Genomic DNA, 13,451 nt, shown 5'->3' on the forward strand with positions numbered 1-13,451 from the left:
TCAGGTGTTCTGCGCCAGATCAGCCGCGGTGGTGTTTACCCCATCCCTGACCTTGACCTTGACCCTGACCACGACCTTCGCCATCACCATGGCCGTGACCTTTCTTCCAGCCGTGGCCCTTGTCCGGACCATGGCCACCTTTCCGGCCACCCTTGAAGTCCGCCTTGGTGATCACGCCGTCGTTGTTGCGGTCGGCGCGCTCCAGCATGCGGTCCTGGTGTTTGCTCTGTTCTTCCGCGGTAATCCCGAGGCTGCCGTCGGCATCGGCACGCTGGAACATGTCGACCACCCGGTTCTCGTTGATCGAAAGCCACAGCGGACCGAAATCCTGAAGCGTGAACGAGCCGTTGCCGTCGGTGTCGGCCAGAGCAAACAATTCACCGCGCCTTGCATCGAATTCCTCGCGGCTCACCTTGCCGTCCACATCGGTGTCGAACATGCCCAGGAACATGCCTCCCGGGCCGCCGTGACCACCACGACCCATGTGGTGTCCGCCCTGTCTCATTTGCGGTCCACCGCGCCAGCCGTGCTCACCACGGCCGCCGCGCTCGGCGCGCTCTCCGCGCTCTCCACGCTCTGCTCTTTCGCCACGCGGGCCACGATCATCGTCGTCATCGTCGGCCATAGGGCCACGCGGACCGCGAACACGTTCAACGGTTCCGTTGCCGTCACGATCCAGCATGTTGAACATGCGGTTGGCGAGAAAATCCGCTTCTTCCTGGGTTACAGTGCCATCGCCGTCACGGTCGAGGAACTGAAATGCCCTGACCATGCGGTCATTGGAGCGGGTGAGAAATTCGGCCTTGAATTCCTCCAGACTGATCTCGCCGTTGCCATCTGTATCGGCCGATGTGAACTCCTGCGTCCGGACTTCCTCGATTTCAGCCTTGGTGATGACACCGTCTTCATTGACATCGAAACGTTCGAACAGCCGCTCGGCGCGTTCCTTGCCACCGCGCATGCCATGACCCCGGCCAAAGCCGTATCCCGGACCACCGCGCCCATCCATAAGCGCGACACGCTGTCCGTCGGTCTGCTGAATTTGTTGCCCCCCGTCCTGGTTTGCAGTCGCGTTCTGGGCGGAAGCGGACAGGCCGGCCGTCAGCGCGGTACCCGCGACGCTCGCAGCCAGGGCGGCAATTGCAATCTTCTTGAACGGTTTCATTCCAACAACTCCTTGGTTCGTTGATGAGCTGAAGGTAGGCAGCAATTGTCGCAGGAATACCGTCCGAATGGGCCCGAAGTGTCGCCATCTGTCCCGGATGGGCACTGCGACACACTTTGTTACAAGTTCCGGTCGCGCAAGCGCGTTCCGGAGACTATTTTTACCTTAGAAACAGTAGGATCACAGCGCCCGGCCGGTTTGAGACCATTCCCGGCAGGCCAGATTGGAGAGACACTTGAGCGATCCGAGCCCGCATATCCTGGTGGTGGACGATCACCGCGACATCCGCGAAACCCTTGCGCGCTACCTCGTCAAGAACGGACTGCGCGCAACCGTGGCGGAAAATGCCGCACAGGCGCGCAAGACCCTAAAGGCAGCGTCCATCGATCTTGTCGTGCTGGATATCATGATGCCGGGCGAGGACGGACTGTCCCTGTGCCGTCATCTGGTGGAAACCGGCTCCATGCCCGTGATCCTGCTGACCGCGATGGCAGACGACACAGACCGGGTGATCGGTCTGGAAATCGGTGCCGACGATTATGTTACTAAGCCCTTCAACCCCCGCGAATTGCTCGCGCGCATTCGCGCGGTTCTGCGCCGTACATCGCTTGTGCCGAAGGAACGCGATCCGATCGAGCACGACAGGCTTCATTTCGACGGTTGGTCGCTGAATGTCTCGCGCCGAGAGCTTCTGGACCCGGAAGGGACTTCGGTGGCCCTTTCCAGCGGCGAATTCCAGTTGCTGTGCGCCTTCCTCAAACGTCCGAAAATGGTGCTGAACCGCGACCAGCTGATGGACCTGACAACCGGCCGGACGCCCGCTGTCTTCGACAGGTCCATCGACAACCAGGTCTCCCGTCTGCGCCGCAAGATCGAGATCGATCCGAAAGACCCCAAACTCATCAAGACCGTCTGGGGCGGCGGCTACATGTTCACCGCGGAAGTGAGAGACACGGCCGAATGACGACACGTCCGACGCCCCGCCCGATCCTGTCCCGTCTCTGGCCGAGCACCCTCGCCTCGCAGCTGATCATTCTGCTGCTCGCAGCCATCGTCGCGGCACAGGCCTTCAGCATCTGGATCTTCCAGGACGAGCGGCGCATCGCGCTCGTGGCGGCGGCCCGTGACAACCTTCTGTCGCGCGCTGTTTCCCTGGCGGAGCTGATGGAAGATACACCTGCAAACCTGCAGGACAGGATCCTTGTGGCCAGCAGCAGCCGGTTCGCAGTGTTCTGGCTTGGCGACAAGCCGCTGGCACCGGCGCCCGGCAACTCGCGTTTCGAAAAACGCCTGCAGGGGTACATGGCTGAAAGGCTGGAACACGGCCAGACTGTGCATCTCAACATTCTTGCCGACGAAAAACGTGGACCGCGTGGCCGCGAGGCAGACGACGATGATCATCCGAAGTGGCGCGACGAGCCGCGGCACGAACGCCCTTCGAAACTGCGCAAGATCATGAACAAGCCGGAAGACCTGTCGCTGTCTATCCAGATGAGTGACGGGCGCTGGCTGAATGTCGCCACCAGCTATCGCCCGCCAGCAGGCGATTTTCTGCCTCTGGTCGTGCAGCTGTCGATTACCGCCCTGCTGATGGTGCTCATTATCGGATTTGCCGTCCGCCGCGTGACCCGGCCCTTGAAGGAACTGTCCGTGGCTGCCGAGAAGTTCGGCCGCGGCGAACAACAGAAGCCACTGACACCCAGCGGGCCGAGCGAAGTCCGCTCGCTGACGAACGCCTTCAACGACATGCAGGACCGTCTGACACGGTTTGTCAGGGACCGCACACGGATGCTGGCCGCCATCAGTCACGATCTCAGAACCCCGATCACTTCATTGCGCCTGCGGGCCGAATTCATCGAGGACGAGGAAAACCGCGACAAGATGATCGAAACCCTGGAAGAAATGGCCGCAATGACGGAAGCCGCGCTGCGTTTCGCCAGGGACGACGCCCAGGCGGAAACAGCGGAAAACGCCGATCTCGGTGCGATCCTGGAGGCACTTGCAGGCGACCAGCAGGACCTTGGCCACAAATGTACCGTCGAAACGGAAGAACGCATCGTGCTTCCTTGCCGTCCGGTGGCCTTGAAACGGGCCCTGAGGAACCTGATAGAGAACGGGATCCGCTACGGAGACGGCGTCTCGGTCCACGCGGCCAGATCCGCCGGCGAAGCCATCATCCGCATCACCGACAAGGGTCCTGGCATTCCCGAGGAAAAGTTGAAGGACGTCTTCGAACCCTTTGTCAGGCTTGAAGAATCCCGCAGCGAAGAAACGGGCGGCATCGGTCTGGGATTGGCGATCACCCGTTCGATCATCCATGCACATGGCGGCCGGATCGAGTTGAAGAACCGTCCGGAAGGCGGTCTTCAGGCCGACGTCAGATTGCCGCTCGGGGCGGGCAAATAGACTGGATCAAATACCGCGTGGCACAAGCGTTCCCGAGATCAGATGCGACAGCACCGAGGGAACGGGCGGGATACGGCTGACAGGAAACAGCACATTGTCGCGCAAAAAGGGCAGCAACCTGCTGTCACTTTGATAGGCCGGCGTGAACATCGCGCTGAACGCCTGATAGACACCCACATGCCAACGTCTGGCCTTGCCGTAGGCAGGGAGAGCCTGGTCAAGTGGCAGGGTCTCCACAGACTTTGCCAGGGCGGCAGCGTCCAGCAGAGCCATGTTCGCACCCTGCCCGAGCTGCGGGCTCGCCCGGTGGGCGGCATCACCGACAAAGGCAATCCTGTCACCCCAGGGCTGGCGCAAGGTGCCATGGCTGTAGCGCGCCATGGTCATTTGCTCCGGATCCGTGATCTGCTCCAGAAAGGGTCCCGCATCGGGCCAGATCGACAGCGCCGTGTCCTTCCAGGCTGCCAGCCCGCCCTTGAGCCAGTCTTCATAAGCGTCGTGGCGAAGTGACCAGAAAAACGCGGCCTTCCGCCGGTCCTGTCCCGGCATAAGGCCGACAGGCAACACACCAATCATGTGGTCTGCACCGCGATACCGCTGGGAAAGATGATCCTCGGGCAGACCGCCGGAAACCCAGTCGACAGTTCCCCAGATCGCACCGAACGACAGTGCGCGTGCTTTCAGCGGCGACAGAACCGAATTTGCGCCCGACGCATCGATGATCAGGTCGAAGGCCTCGGAAAAGCTGCCATCATCGAAACGCAGTTTTCCATCCTGGTGACCAGTGATCCGGCAATCCGTGTGCCAGTAAAGCGCACGCGTCAGCACCTTTTCATAAAGCGCGGAAAACAGCGCGGCCCGGTGGATACCAAGCCCCGGGACTGCGCCATAGTCGACGTCAAGAACCCGTCTGCCGGTTTGCGACGACCTGCCAAGCACACGCTTGATCGGTGTTGCGTGCTTCAGCACTACATCCGCGACACCAGCCAGCTCCAGGACTTCAAGCCCGACAGGCTGGATCATCAAGCCCGAACCGATGGGAACCGGTTTGCGGAATTGTTCAAACAGGGAAATCCGGTGGCCCAGACGCTCCAGAAGAATGGCTGTGGCCAGTCCTCCGATCCCGGCCCCGACAATGGCTATGTTCATCGGGCAATCACTTCATGAATGGAAACATCCTTTTGACCAGAGTCTGCCGGCAAGCACAATATGCTCCGGCACCCGTGCCGCGGAAGAGCGCAAGGCGTTCGCCGAGAGGAGCCGGGGCAACTTCGGCACCGGGTGCTCAACGCCTTGCCTGAAGGCCACCGGCGTAAGTGGCCTCATCGACCGGTTCGAGCCACTCCGCCGTCGCACCGTCCTGTTCTTCCTGTATGGCCAGATGGACAAGTGAGGTGTTCGGTCCGGCACCATGCCAATGTTTGACGCCAGGCGGGATCCAGATGACATCACCTGGCAGTATCGACAGTTTCTCCTGCCCCCACAGATGCACAAAACCTGCCCCTTCCAGTATCTGAAGGGTCTGCCCAAGCGGATGGGTATGCCAGTGAGTACGTGCTCCCGGTTCGAACGTCACCCGCAATGCACGCACGCGCGCTGGCGCGGGCGCCTCGATCACCGGGTCCTGCCAGACCGTTCCAGTGAAATAATCCGGATTTGCACGTCGCGATGGCCTGGAACCGGCCTCGAATACGGTCAGGACACTCATGGACACCTCCTCGCAAGTCTCTGCCACCATGCGCACGGATTGGGCCGCCCAGTTTCCTGCCGGCCGAATGCCCTCTTACTTGGCGGCAGATACTGGAGCCGAAACGTCTTGACGCTTCACCGCACGTGGCCAGTTGATCAGAACAACACCGAAAATGGCAAGGCAAATTCCGGCAAAGGTCTCCAGATCCAGCGTCTCCGACAGGAATACGACACCGAGAAAGACACCTACGCCTGAGCGCAGATAAGCCTGACTGGCCGTCCCCATTGCCCCAAGGGTCGACAGAAGACGGAAATAGATCAGAAATGCCAGCGCGGTGCACGCGAGCGAGAGCGTCAGCGCGGCAACGATGCCGGTCGTATCCGGCGTCAACTGCCAGGGCCGGTCAACGATGAGGCTTGCCGGGACCAGCACAACCGATGCGCAGATGAGCGTTCCCGCAGCCGGCACTATGGGCGGCAGGCCTGCAAAGACACAGCCGCGCAGGGCCGCGATGCCATAGAGCGCAGCCCCGAACAGGACGACAAGCTGCGGCACAAGGTTCCTGCCGATATCCTCAAGCGCACCGACACCGACGATCAGCACGATACCGGCAAAGCCGAACAAGGCGCCGGTGAGTTGCCGGGCACCTGGCCTTTCGCCATGGTTCAGCAGTAGGAACGAAAAGGCGAAGACCCAGAGCGGCGAGGTTGAATTCAGAACGCTGGAGACAGCCGTACCGGCATATTGCTGGCCCCAGGCCAGCATCAGCCAGGGTCCTGTGCTGTTGACCAGGGACTGGATGAAGAACTGCTTCCAGTTTTGCCTGTCCAGCGGCATGCGAATGCCCCTTGCAGCCATGATGGCCAGCAGCGCCAGCGCAGCAAGAGACACACGGATGGCAATCAGCGTCGCAGGAGGAAACGATGGCAGCGCCAGGCTGATCCACATGTAGGACGAGCCCCAGAGCAGGGCGAGCACACCCAAAAGCGCCAGTTCGATAGATCTGTTTTGCATGGCTGCCGGCTTAACCGTTCACGTCGCGGCTATCGGCGGGAGCCTCGTCGCGCTCGTCCATGCCATAGTCGCGCAGCACCTGCGCCACCCGCAACCGGTAATCCTTGAAATAGCTGTTCCGTCCGGCACGCTGCGCCTTGCGATGCTGCGTAAGCTGCCGCCATTCATTCAGCGCGGCTTCATCGCGAAAGAAGGAGACCGACAGTAATTTCTCCGGATTGGTGAGGCTCTGGAAACGCTCAACGGACAGGAAGCCGTCGATCTGTTCGACCAGGGGCTTCATCTCGGCAGCCATGTCGAGATAAGCCTGTTTCTTGTCCGCATGCGGGATCACTTCGAAGATGACGGCAATCATTTGAGTTTCTCTCCCATGCCATGCGGTGCGGAGGCCAGTTTCAGAAACGTGCGGTCTTCCCGCAAGATGAATTTTTCCTTCATGGCAAAAGCATAGTTCTCCTGCCCCAACGGGTCTGCGGCAAGCCGCGCCCGGTAGGCTTCATATGCCGCAAGGTTCTCGATGGAATAAATACCGTATGCCAGCGTCGTCGAGCCTTCGTGGGGTGCAAAATAGCCGATGAGATCCGCACCGCAACGCGGGATCGCCTGCCCCCAGTTTCGCGCATATTGCTCAAAGGCGGCTTTCTTCGTCGGGTCGATGTGATAGCGGATGAAACAGGTAATCACCAAGGTGTCCTTCAAGGCTGTGTCGATTGCGCTTGTGTGCCACGGTCTATGTCTGCAATGCTTCGACACAGATCGAACCATGGAGGAGATCTGATGAAGGATGGACCGGACATTGCCCGCATCGGCGCCTTGATGGGTGACCCGGCCCGCGCCAACATTCTGAGCGCGCTGTTAAGCGGCAAGGCCCTGACGGCGACGGAACTGGCAACCGAAGCCGGCATCACCGGCCAGACCGCCAGTTCGCACCTGAAGAAACTGATGGAAGGCGGCTTGCTGACCCAGGCCAAGCAGGGCCGGCATCGCTATTTCACGCTCGCGGGCCCGGAAGTTGGAGCCGTGCTGGAAGCCGTGATGGGCCTTGCCGCCCGCAAGGGTCACCTGCGCACACGCACCGGCCCCAGAGACCCGCAGATGCGGGCCGCCCGTGTGTGTTATGACCATTTGGCCGGCGATATGGCGGTGCGTATTTTCGACAGCCTACAGAAGCGCGGGTTCCTTGCCGTCTCGACGGACAAGGGCGGCCTCGCCCTGACCGCAGATGGTGAAGGTTTCGTCTCAGGCATCGGCATTGACCTGGGTGCCCTCACAGCAAGCCGTCGCCCGATGTGCCGTGCCTGCCTGGACTGGAGCGAAAGGCGCAACCATCTGGCGGGAGGTCTGGGGGCCGCTCTTCTCACGCGCTTCACCGAAAGCGGCTTGCTGCGCCGCGAACCGGCGGGACGCATCGTTCATATTTCGCCGAAAGGTGAAGCGGAACTGAAGAAACTGTTTCCGGTGGCCTGAGCAACACCCCCGTCCCTTTCTGCTCATCCACAGATCAACAAAAAACCCGGCCGAAGCCGGGCTTTGTAAGGAAGTGGGCAGACGCCAGGGGCAAACGAGGCGCCCAGTGATCTTGTTCTTGTTTCTTGGGGCCAATTTCGGGGTGGGCCCAGCTCAAAGAGACCGGATGGTCTCCTGAACCTTCGGAAGGGCTTCACGCCAGGAGCGATAAAGCCGTGCCGGCAACCACGCAAGGCGGTCCCGGTTGTAATCCTGGCGATGCTGAACCAGCAAAATTCTAGCGATTTGCACAGTCATGTTTTTTTCTCCTTTGGTGTGCGCAGAACCTTTATCGGCACTCACCTGATAGAGCATATGTTAGCGCACTGCGTGCACATTACAAGAGTGCACAGTGTGCATATTCTCAAAAATTTGTGTTATTTTCCTTACGTCATTTAATTCATTGGAGAAAATAAATGGCCTCCCGCGTGCGACACGCGGGAGGCCATCTGTTTCCAGTCGGTTTTGGTGGTGCGGCCCCTACTCGGCAGCGACCATCCGGGCCGGATCGTAGTTGAGAATCGGAGCAAGCCAGCGTTCCGCGTAGGCCAGATCCCAACCTTTGCGTGCGGCGTAATCCTCCACCTGGTCCCTCTCGATCTTGCCGACACCGAAATAATGGCTGTCGGCATGACCGAAATAGAGCCCGGAAACGGACGACCCCGGCAACATGGCCCTGCTCTCTGTCAGCTGGATGCCTGTCAGGCGTTCCGCATCGAGCAGCCGGAACAGGGTATCCTTTTCCGTATGGTCCGGTTGGGCCGGGTAGCCCGGTGCCGGACGAATACCCTGATATTTTTCCGCGATGATATCGTCGATGGACAGGTCTTCAGCGGCGGCGTAGCCCCAAATGTCCTTGCGTACGATCTGGTGCAGCTTCTCGGCAAAGGCTTCCGCCAGCCGGTCTGCCAGGGCCTGGGAGAGGATCTTGTTGTAGTCGTCCGACTCCCTGGCGTAACGCGCCGCCAGCTCGTCCTCGCCATGACCGGAGGTAACGGCAAATCCGCCGATCCAGTCGGCAATGCCGCTTGCCTCGGGCGCAACGAAATCGCTGAGGGCGATATTGGCGCGGCCACCCGCAGTCCGGCTCATCTGCTGGCGCAGCGTATGGAAGGTCGCCAGCGTTTCACTCCGGCTTTCATCGGTGAAGACACGCACATCGTCACCAACCGCATTGGCCGGCCACAGGCTTGCAACACCACGTGCCGTCAGCAGCTTCTTTTCAACGATTTCATCGAGCATCCGCCGCGCATCGTCGAAAAGCGCCTTGGCCGCCGGGCCGTAGCGATTGTCGGTCAGTACCGCCGGATAACGGCCCTTGATCTCCCAGGTGGAGAAGAACGGCGTCCAGTCGATGAACGGCACCAGTTCCTCCAGCGGGAAATCGTCATAGACAGTCGTGCCTGGCTTCTTCGGCGCAACCGGCTGTTTGCCCTTAAAGTCGGCCTTGAAGGCATTGTCCCGCGCGGCTTTCAGCGACGTGCGCTGCTGAGAGCCCCGGCCGGCTGCATGCTTTTCGGCAATATCGGCATATTCGGCACGCACATCGGCATAGTAAGGCGCGCGGCCACCTTCGCTCATCAGCTTGGAGGCAACACCGACAGCCCGGCCCGCATCGGTGACATAGATTGCCTGGCCGCGGGCATAGTTCGGGTGGATCTTCACCGCTGTATGGATCTTGGACGTGGTCGCCCCGCCGATCAGCAGCGGCACATCAAGCCCTTCACGTTCCAGCTCGGCGGCAACGTGGCACATTTCGTCCAGCGACGGTGTGATCAGGCCGGACAGCCCGATCATGTCGACCTTTTCCTGACGCGCGGTATCGAGGATCTTCGCTGCCGGCACCATGACGCCGAGATCGATCACCTCGAAATTGTTGCACTGGAGCACGACGCCGACAATGTTCTTGCCGATGTCATGCACATCGCCCTTGACCGTCGCCATCAGGATCTTGCCGGCGGAAGAATGACCTGTCTGGCCAAGCTCTTCCTTTTCCTTTTCCATGAACGGCATCAGATAGGCGACCGCCTTCTTCATGACGCGGGCAGACTTGACCACCTGCGGCAGGAACATCTGCCCGGATCCGAAGAGATCGCCGACGACGTTCATACCGTCCATCAGCGGGCCTTCGATCACGTGCAGCGGCCGGTCGAAGGCCTGGCGGGCTTCTTCGGTATCTTCTTCCACGTAATCGGCAATGCCGTGAACGAGCGCGTGTTCCAGGCGCTTGGCAACACCCCAGGTACGCCAGGTGAGATCGGCTTCCTTTTTCTTGCCCCCCTCGCCTTTCCAGCGCTCGGCCGCTTCCAGCAACCGGTCGGTGCTGTCCTGCCGCCGATTGAGGACAACGTCCTCGCAAAGCTCGCGCAGCTCGCGATCAAGATCATTATAGACCGCAAGCTGACCGGCATTCACGATGCCCATGTCCATGCCGCGCTTGATGGCATGATAGAGGAACACCGAGTGCATCGCCTCGCGCACGGCTTCGTTGCCTCGGAACGAGAACGACAGGTTCGATACACCGCCCGACACATGGGCATGCGGCAGGTTCTCGCGGATCCAGCCGGTCGCCTCGATGAAGTCGACGCCGTAGTTGTTGTGTTCCTCGATGCCTGTCGCGACGGCAAAGATGTTCGGGTCGAAAATGATGTCTTCCGGCGGGAAGCCAACCTTTTCAGTCAGGATCTTGTAGGAGCGCGCGCAGATCTCTGTCTTGCGCTCGAAGGTGTCGGCCTGTCCGCTTTCATCAAACGCCATCACCACAACGGCAGCACCGTAACGGCGGACCAGCGTCGCGTGCTTGATGAACTCCTCTTCGCCTTCCTTCATCGAGATGGAGTTCACGACCCCCTTGCCCTGGATACATTTGAGGCCCGCTTCGATGACCGTCCACTTGGAACTGTCGATCATCACCGGAACCTTGGCGATATCCGGCTCGGCGGCCACCAGGTTCAGGAAGGTGACCATGGCTTCCTCGGAATCGAGCAGGCCTTCGTCCATGTTGATGTCGATGATCTGCGCGCCGTTTTCGACCTGCTGACGGGCTACTTCGAGCGCAGTTGGGTAGTCCCCTTCCTTGATCAGCTTGCGGAACCTGGCCGAGCCGGTCACGTTGGTCCGTTCGCCCACGTTGACGAAGTTGGTCTCCTTCGTCACCACGAACGGCTCCAGGCCCGACAGACGCATGTGAATATCGATGTCCGGGATCTCGCGCGGTTTCTTGTCCGCAACGGCGTCCGCAATCGCCTTGATATGCGCAGGCGTGGTACCACAGCAGCCGCCGACAACGTTGACGAGACCCGCCGAGGCAAATTCCTCGATCAGGCCGGCCATATGTTCCGGGCTCTCGTCATATTCACCGAATTCGTTCGGCAAGCCGGCGTTCGGATAGGCGCACACAAGCGTGTCGGCGACGCGGCCGAGCTCGTCCACATGTGCACGCATTTCCTTGGCGCCAAGTGCGCAGTTGAGACCGATGGTCAGCGGGCTGGTGTGACGGACGGAGTTCCAGAAGGCTTCCGGTGTTTGTCCGGAAAGTGTCCGGCCCGAAAGATCGGTGATCGTACCGGAAATCATCACCGGCAGGATCTTGCCGGTTTCTTCGAAGACCTCGTCAATGGCAAACAGCGCCGCCTTGGCGTTCAGCGTGTCGAAGATGGTCTCCACCAGGATGATATCGGCACCACCTGCAATGAGACCACGGGTAGCTTCGGCATAGGCAATGCGCAGATCATCAAAGGAAACAGCACGGTAGCCCGGATTGTTCACATCCGGGGAGATCGACGCGGTCCGGTTGGTCGGGCCAAGCGCGCCGGCAACGAAACGCGGCCGGGACGGATCCTGTGCCGTGACCTTGTCGCAGGCTTCACGCGCGAGTTTCGCGCTTTCGAAGTTCAGCTCATAGGCCAGCTCTTCCATGCCGTAGTCGGCCTGGGCGATCGTCGTGGAGGAAAAGGTGTTGGTCTCGACGATGTCGGCACCGGCTTCCAGATAATCGACATGGATCTTCCGGATCGCGTCCGGCTGCGTCAGGCTCAGCAGATCGTTGTTGCCCTTGATGTCGCTCGGCCAGTCCTTGAAGCGGTCACCGCGGTAGGCCGCTTCATCCAGTTTCAGAAGCTGGATTTCCGTGCCCATGGCACCGTCAAGGACGAGAATACGGGTCTTGGCGAGGTCACGGAGGCGCTCGAAGGCGTCTGACTTGATCACGGGGTTTCCTTCCGGAAATTTCTGTTGGTTTGGCCGGCGGAAGCCGGCGTGATTTAACTGTGCAACCGGACAGCGCGTCAGCTGTCCCGGTCGGTATCGTTGTAGGAGGCGTCCCAGAACTTGGTGCGGCTGTGAACGTCGTCTTCGGTCGGGTGCCAGTCTTCGCCGCGTGCCTCATAAACGGCCAGGAGCCCGAGAATTTCGAGGGCCGAATGCCCGCGGAACTCGTGGTCCTTGTCGGTAGCGACGATCAGACGATTGTTGTCCGCGCCCATGTCGACGACATGAAGCTCGAAGCCCTTCTCGCGCAACACCGCATAGGCGGTCGATTCAATGGCATCGGCAGTGCTTAACTTGATCATCTCGCTCCGCTTCCCGCTTGGTTTCCGGCCGTTCCTGTCCTGAATGACAGCAGCGTGTCCCGGCTGCGCCGATACCCCCAACCCTGCCCCACCCAGGTAAGGGTAAGGGGCCAAGAGGGGGCATCCGCTCTAAATCCCAAACAACTGGCTCGTTTCTGCGCCCGGCCCGGCCGCCTCGCCTCCCTCAGGCTGCCAGGGTTTCCTTGGTTTCCGGCTGCCCCATGCCAAGCATGTGGCAGATGGCAAAGGTCAGGTCGGCCCGGTTCATGGTGTAGAAATGGAAGTCGTTGATGCCGCGGTCGACCAGGTCCATCACCTGTTCGCAGGCAACCGAAACGCCAACCAGCTTCCGGGTTTCCGGATCGTTGGTCAGGCCGGCAAAACGCCGAGCCAGCCACTGCGGAATGGAGGTGCCGCACTTGGCGGAGAACACCATCGTCTGTTCGAAATTGTGGATCGGCAGAATGCCCGGGATCACCGGAATATTGATGCCGGCGGCCGCAATCCGGTCGAGGTAATCATCGAACAGGTCATTGTCGAAGAAGTACTGGGTAATGATCCGGTCCGCACCGGCGTCGACCTTGCGCTTCAGATTGTCGATCTCTTTCTGCCAATTGCCACTTTCCGGATGCCTTTCCGGATAGCCGGAGACGGAAATATCGAAATTGGCGATCTTCTTGACGCCTTCAACCAGGTCGGTCGCATAGGCATAGCCCTCCGGATGCGGCACGTAACGCGAGCCGATGCCGTCGAGCGGGTCACCGCGCAGCGCCACCAGATGACGCACACCCAGATCCCAGTAGTCCTTGACGATCGCATCGATTTCGCTGCGCGCCGCACCGACACAGGTCAAGTGTGCCGCCGGTGCAAGGTCGGTTTCCTTCAGGATCCGCTCGACAGTGCGATGCGTACGCTCGCGGGTGGAACCGCCGGCACCATAGGTCACGGAAACAAAGGACGGGCTGAGCGGCGCCAGCCGCTGAACCGTCTGCCACAGCGTCTCCGCCATCTTGTCGGACTTCGGCGGGAAAAATTCGAACGAAGCCGTGATTGGCGAAGGTGCGGCCTGGTGAGACCGGCGGTTGGAACAGGTTGTCAT

At 60.5% G+C, this 13,451-nt stretch carries 13 protein-coding genes; 3 read left to right on the forward strand and 10 right to left on the reverse strand.

Annotated features, from left to right (window positions below; all coding sequences use genetic code 11):
• Positions 1-19 precede the first annotated feature (19 nt).
• The gene (locus tag Q666_RS49455; RefSeq protein ID WP_023000921.1) at positions 20-1,165 is read right to left on the reverse strand and encodes a calcium-binding protein; all 1,146 of its coding nucleotides are present in this window, start codon (positions 1,163-1,165) and stop codon (positions 20-22) included.
• 235 nt (positions 1,166-1,400) lie between these two features.
• Between Q666_RS49455 and Q666_RS49460 the strand changes: the two genes are divergently transcribed.
• Together Q666_RS49460 and Q666_RS49465 are read left to right on the forward strand one after the other, a co-directional pair.
• A complete protein-coding gene (locus tag Q666_RS49460) occupies positions 1,401-2,129 on the forward strand; it encodes a response regulator (RefSeq protein ID WP_023000920.1) in 729 nt (242 codons plus the stop codon).
• Positions 2,126-3,571 (forward strand): ATP-binding protein, encoded by a 1,446-nt coding sequence (locus tag Q666_RS49465; protein ID WP_023000919.1) that lies wholly within the window; start codon positions 2,126-2,128, stop codon positions 3,569-3,571. The genes Q666_RS49460 and Q666_RS49465 overlap by 4 nt, the downstream gene beginning before the upstream one ends.
• A gap of 6 nt (positions 3,572-3,577) precedes the next feature.
• Here the strand turns inward: Q666_RS49465 and Q666_RS49470 are convergent, their stop codons facing one another.
• From Q666_RS49470 to Q666_RS49490, 5 genes are all read right to left on the reverse strand, one after another.
• The gene (locus Q666_RS49470) at positions 3,578-4,720 is read right to left on the reverse strand and encodes an NAD(P)/FAD-dependent oxidoreductase (RefSeq protein ID WP_023000918.1); all 1,143 of its coding nucleotides are present in this window, start codon (positions 4,718-4,720) and stop codon (positions 3,578-3,580) included.
• A gap of 136 nt (positions 4,721-4,856) precedes the next feature.
• On the reverse strand, positions 4,857-5,279 hold the full coding sequence (locus Q666_RS49475) for a cupin domain-containing protein (protein WP_023000917.1): 423 nt from the start codon (positions 5,277-5,279) through the stop codon (positions 4,857-4,859).
• Between the two features lie 75 nt (positions 5,280-5,354).
• The gene (locus Q666_RS49480) at positions 5,355-6,275 is read right to left on the reverse strand and encodes an EamA family transporter (RefSeq protein WP_031269254.1); all 921 of its coding nucleotides are present in this window, start codon (positions 6,273-6,275) and stop codon (positions 5,355-5,357) included.
• A gap of 10 nt (positions 6,276-6,285) precedes the next feature.
• Positions 6,286-6,630: an antibiotic biosynthesis monooxygenase gene (locus tag Q666_RS49485; RefSeq protein WP_023000915.1), complete on the reverse strand. Its 345-nt coding sequence runs from the start codon at positions 6,628-6,630 to the stop codon at positions 6,286-6,288.
• A complete protein-coding gene (locus tag Q666_RS49490; protein WP_035908768.1) occupies positions 6,627-6,959 on the reverse strand; it encodes an NIPSNAP family protein in 333 nt (110 codons plus the stop codon). Before Q666_RS49490 ends, Q666_RS49485 begins: the two co-directional genes overlap by 4 nt.
• 93 nt (positions 6,960-7,052) lie before the next feature.
• Between Q666_RS49490 and Q666_RS49495 the strand changes: the two genes are divergently transcribed.
• Positions 7,053-7,742: a winged helix-turn-helix domain-containing protein gene (locus Q666_RS49495; RefSeq protein ID WP_023000913.1), complete on the forward strand. Its 690-nt coding sequence runs from the start codon at positions 7,053-7,055 to the stop codon at positions 7,740-7,742.
• A gap of 153 nt (positions 7,743-7,895) precedes the next feature.
• Here the strand turns inward: Q666_RS49495 and Q666_RS66215 are convergent, their stop codons facing one another.
• The 4 genes from Q666_RS66215 to metF form a co-directional block, all read right to left on the reverse strand.
• Entirely contained in the window at positions 7,896-8,039 is a 144-nt protein-coding gene (locus Q666_RS66215; protein ID WP_156912470.1) for a hypothetical protein, read from the reverse strand.
• A gap of 222 nt (positions 8,040-8,261) precedes the next feature.
• A complete protein-coding gene (gene metH, locus Q666_RS49505) occupies positions 8,262-11,990 on the reverse strand; it encodes a methionine synthase (protein WP_023000911.1) in 3,729 nt (1,242 codons plus the stop codon).
• A 77-nt stretch (positions 11,991-12,067) separates the two neighbouring features.
• Entirely contained in the window at positions 12,068-12,352 is a 285-nt protein-coding gene (locus Q666_RS49510) for a hypothetical protein (protein ID WP_077292563.1), read from the reverse strand.
• A gap of 184 nt (positions 12,353-12,536) precedes the next feature.
• Positions 12,537-13,451, reverse strand: coding sequence for a methylenetetrahydrofolate reductase [NAD(P)H] (gene metF / locus Q666_RS49515; protein ID WP_023000909.1), 915 nt, complete (start codon positions 13,449-13,451; stop codon positions 12,537-12,539).

This window comes from Labrenzia sp. C1B70 (assembly GCF_000475395.1).
Classification (GTDB): domain Bacteria; phylum Pseudomonadota; class Alphaproteobacteria; order Rhizobiales; family Stappiaceae; genus Roseibium; species Roseibium algicola.

What these genes read in the sequence shown, in the direction of transcription:
- Q666_RS49455 (WP_023000921.1), bottom strand. Translation starts at nt 1,165, where the DNA reads ATGAAACCGTTCAAGAAGATTGCAATTGCCGCCCTGGCTGCGAGCGTC.
- Q666_RS49465 (WP_023000919.1), top strand. Translation starts at nt 2,126, where the DNA reads ATGACGACACGTCCGACGCCCCGCCCGATCCTGTCCCGTCTCTGGCCG.
- Q666_RS49470 (WP_023000918.1), bottom strand. Translation starts at nt 4,720, where the DNA reads ATGAACATAGCCATTGTCGGGGCCGGGATCGGAGGACTGGCCACAGCC.
- Q666_RS49475 (WP_023000917.1), bottom strand. Translation starts at nt 5,279, where the DNA reads ATGAGTGTCCTGACCGTATTCGAGGCCGGTTCCAGGCCATCGCGACGT.
- Q666_RS49480 (WP_031269254.1), bottom strand. Translation starts at nt 6,275, where the DNA reads ATGCAAAACAGATCTATCGAACTGGCGCTTTTGGGTGTGCTCGCCCTG.
- Q666_RS49485 (WP_023000915.1), bottom strand. Translation starts at nt 6,630, where the DNA reads ATGATTGCCGTCATCTTCGAAGTGATCCCGCATGCGGACAAGAAACAG.
- Q666_RS49495 (WP_023000913.1), top strand. Translation starts at nt 7,053, where the DNA reads ATGAAGGATGGACCGGACATTGCCCGCATCGGCGCCTTGATGGGTGAC.
- Q666_RS66215 (WP_156912470.1), bottom strand. Translation starts at nt 8,039, where the DNA reads ATGACTGTGCAAATCGCTAGAATTTTGCTGGTTCAGCATCGCCAGGAT.
- Q666_RS49510 (WP_077292563.1), bottom strand. Translation starts at nt 12,352, where the DNA reads ATGATCAAGTTAAGCACTGCCGATGCCATTGAATCGACCGCCTATGCG.
- metF (WP_023000909.1), bottom strand. Translation starts at nt 13,451, where the DNA reads ATGACAACCTGTTCCAACCGCCGGTCTCACCAGGCCGCACCTTCGCCA.